Raw genomic sequence first — 3603 nt, forward strand, 5'->3', positions numbered from 1 at the left:
ATCAGGAAGAAGAAGGTCGTCAGGAGCGGCAGGAACCGCCTGCCGTTCTCCTTGCCGAGGACGTCCTCGGCGATGTTGATGCGGACGAAGTCCAGCGCCATCTCGCCGAGGTTCTGGATGCCCCTCGGCACGAGCTTGGGCCTGCGCATGGCGATCAGGAAGAACGCCGCGAGGACCACCGTCATGAGGATGCGGATCAGCATGACCCGGTCGAGCTCGAACGGCGTGCCTTCAAACAGCAGGGCAGGCGGGAAGAACTCTTCGATCGCCGGCTTGTGGAACTCCCCACCCTCGGCAAGCACCAAGGTGTCCAACTGGTCTCCCTGCGTCGCGGCCGGCACTTCCTCAGCCCTGACCGTGGCGTACATAGACGATGTAGAACCCCGTGACAAAGCCCACCGTTAGCCCGATCGGAGTGAAGATCTGGCTCTCGGTGGTCTTGTCGATTAGGAAGCCGATACCGCCCCACACCGCGGGGCCGGACACCAGCGTGCCGATGATCGACCAGACAGCACCGTCACCCCTTGGGGGTGGTTTGTCTGACTTGTCACTCATCTACGCGCACCCTACCAACCGGTGGTCCCAGGTCTGCACACGGGGGTTAGCGCGCATCGCCCTGACCAGTGCTGGAGGGGTTGAAGTAGAGCATCCGGGCCTTGACCACGACCCAGGTCTCCGAGGCGAGGACGACGACGACCGCGATCATCACGACGGCGCCGAACACCGGTTTGGAGTAGAACGTCGCGTCCTTCAACAGGGCGAGTGCGACGAGCAGCACGATCACCTTGAGTAGCCAGCCGCCCATCATCGCCCCGCCGGTCACGGTCGGTGAGGCCTTGGCCGTCAGCAGGACCGTCAGCAGGGTGATGAGCAGGAAGCCACCGGCGATCCCGGCGCCGAGGAGCGCGCCCCACAGCCCTTCCCGGCCCGCGGTGAACCAGCCGACGAGCGCGGCGACCACCACCACCGGGGCGAGCACGAGGGCGGACTGCCGAAGCGCTCTGCGCGCTACGTCAGCGGCGTCGAGGAGTCGCGTCACCCCACCATTGTGGCTGCCCGCCCCCGCGAGCACTCACCGGGTGTGCTTTAGACCTCACCCGGACGGTGCGCCGGGGCCCGGCGCTGATCTGGGCGAACAGTGGGCGAACTTCACGTGGCGCTGAGGCGGTGGCCCCTCCTCGGACATTGTTCGCCGCGGTTCGGCGCGTGGTCGAGGCTACCCGAAGGTGTGTTTCCCGGAAATGGCGCGGGCGCGATCCGACAGGGTTTTCACAGGGTAATGCGCGCGGCCCCGCCGGGTAATGCGCCGGTAACGCGGAAAACCCCGCCACCGAGCCGAACCGGGCGGTACCTGCTGCTCAGGGGCGGGGTGACGCCGGGCTGCGGGGCGGTCCCGGCCCCCGCGACCCGGCGGTTGATCTTGTCGCGCTGGGTGTGCGCGCGTCACCCATGTCCGAATTCTTCCCGAAAAGTGGAACGGTGGGACACCCGTTCGGGCGTCCCACCGTCACGCTCGGTTCTTGCGCGACTCGCGGAGTCTCGGGACCGCCGAGATGAAGAACGCGAGCAGCAGCCCGATCAGGAAGCACCAGGCGACCACGCCGGTGTCGAACACGGTCAGCGAGACCGCGCCGAACGCCAGCAGCCCGGCCCACAAGTAGATCAGCAGGACGGCGCGGCGCTGGGAGTGGCCGATCTGGAGCAGCCGGTGGTGCAGGTGCATCTTGTCCGCCGAGAACGGGCTCTGCCCCTTGCGGGTGCGCCGGACGATCGCCATCAGCAGGTCCAGCAGCGGCACGAACAGCACCGCCGCGACGACCAGCAGGGGCGACATCAGGCCGAGCACGTCGCTGGCGTTGAGCGACTCGTAGTTGAGCTTGCCGGACGCCGAGGTGGTCGCGGCGGCGAGCATCAGGCCGATCAGCATCGACCCCGAGTCGCCCATGAAGATCCGGGCCGGGTTGAAGTTGTGCGGCAGGAAGCCGAGGCACGCGCCCGCCAGGCACGCCGCGATCAGCGCGGGCGGGTAGGCGCCGACGTCGCCCTCGTTGTTGGCGAGGACACCGCCGATGGAGAACGCGCAGGTCGCCGCGGCGGCGATCAGCCCGATGCCCGCGGCGAGGCCGTCGAGGCCGTCCACGAAGTTCATCGCGTTGATCATCGTGACGGCGAGCAGCACGCTCAGCAGCGCGCCCTGGTTCTGGTCGAGCACCAGCAGCGAGCCGGTGCCCGAGCCGTCGTCGCCCCACGGCACCCAGAACACGAACCACTGGAGGCCGTAGAGGACGAGCACGCCCGCGGCCGTGACCTGGCCCGCGAGCTTGGTGAGCGAGTCGAGCTCGAACCGGTCGTCGACCACGCCGACCAGCACGATGATGCCGCCGCCGAGGACGACGGCGTAGGGGTCGTAGGAGAAGTCGAAGGCTGAGCGCAGCACCGGCAGCTGGTGGGCGAGCATCATCCCGCCGAGCACGCCGCCATACATGGCCAGGCCGCCCATGCGGGGCATCGGCTTGACGTGGACGTCGCGTGTTCGGGGGTGGGCGACCGCGCCGATCCGGAACGCGAGCGCGCGGACCAGGCCGACGAGGAGGAAAGTCACCACTGCGGCGGTGAGCGCGACGAGCAGGTACTCCCGGACCGGGAGGACGTTGGACGCGGCAGGCAACTGGCCCACGGGAGGCTATCCCCTCGGGGATTCCGGTTCGGACACTGGACCCACCACGCTACTCGGCTGCTGGAGATCCACTAGCGCGCGACCTCGACTTCGACGCCCAGCACGGAGGCGATGTCGGCCACCGGGACCGCGCCCTCGCGCAGCACCAGCGGGTCCGTCCCGGTGAGGTCGACGATCGTGGAGGCCACGTTCTCGCCGGACGGACCGCCGTCCAGGTAGACCTGCACGTCCTCGCCCAGCTGCTCGCGCGCCTGCGCGGCGCTCGCGGCTGGCGGGAAGCCGGACTTGTTCGCGCTGGAGACGGCCATCGGGCCCACGTCGCGCAGGAGTTCGAGCGCGACGGGGTGCAGCGGCATCCGCAGCATCACGGTGCCCCGCGTCTGCCCGAGGTCCCAAGCCAGCGAGGGCGCGTGGTGCAGGACCAGCGACAGCCCGCCGGGCCAGAACGCCTCGATCAGCGAGCGGGCCTGGCGCGGCACCGACAGCACGAGGCCGTCGATCGTGGTCCAGGAGCCGACGAGCACCGGGACGGGCATGTCGGGCCCGCGCCCCTTCGCGGCGAGCAGCGACCGCACGGCGGCAGCGTCGAAAGCGTCGCAGCCGATTCCGTAGACGGTGTCGGTGGGGAGGACGACGAGCCTGCCCGAGCGGACCGCTCCGGCTGCGGCGGCGAGACCCGCCACCCGGTCGTCCTGGACTCGGCAGTCGTAGACCGTACTCACCCGAGGAATCCTGGCACAGCGCGTGGAGTGACGGCCGCCAGCCTCCGCCCCCACCCGAAATGACGTCCTACCACGCAGGTGGGTAGGGGTGGCGCGGCGCGGGGATCGGCGGTGGTGACGGGGAGTGGGGGCGGGGGGGGAGGTGGTCGACCGGGTCGGGGTGGGGTGGGGCGGAGGGTGGAAGACGGGAGTATGAGACGGGGC

Annotated in this window: 5 protein-coding genes; all 5 read right to left on the bottom strand. The window is 69.6% G+C overall.

Translation table 11 applies throughout. The features are described from left to right. The coding region (locus ACTUAL_RS30760; RefSeq protein ID WP_440902685.1) for a F0F1 ATP synthase subunit A at nucleotides 1–314 on the bottom strand (314 nt) is incomplete at its 3' end. A gap of 31 nt (nucleotides 315–345) precedes the next feature. Further along, entirely contained in the window at nucleotides 346–555 is a 210-nt protein-coding gene (locus ACTUAL_RS30765) for an AtpZ/AtpI family protein (protein ID WP_015804834.1), read from the bottom strand. 46 nt (nucleotides 556–601) lie between these two features. Further along, nucleotides 602–1039, bottom strand: a complete 438-nt coding sequence (locus ACTUAL_RS30770; RefSeq protein WP_440902686.1) for a hypothetical protein — start codon at nucleotides 1037–1039, stop codon at nucleotides 602–604. Between the two features lie 468 nt (nucleotides 1040–1507). Further along, nucleotides 1508–2677 carry a glycosyltransferase family 4 protein gene (locus tag ACTUAL_RS30775; RefSeq protein WP_096496776.1) on the bottom strand — a complete coding sequence of 390 codons (1170 nt, stop codon included), beginning with the start codon at nucleotides 2675–2677 and terminating at the stop codon, nucleotides 1508–1510. A 71-nt stretch (nucleotides 2678–2748) separates the two neighbouring features. Beyond that, nucleotides 2749–3399: an L-threonylcarbamoyladenylate synthase gene (locus tag ACTUAL_RS30780; protein ID WP_096496777.1), complete on the bottom strand. Its 651-nt coding sequence runs from the start codon at nucleotides 3397–3399 to the stop codon at nucleotides 2749–2751. Nucleotides 3400–3603: the final 204 nt, after the last annotated feature.

Source organism: Actinosynnema sp. (assembly GCF_052038725.1).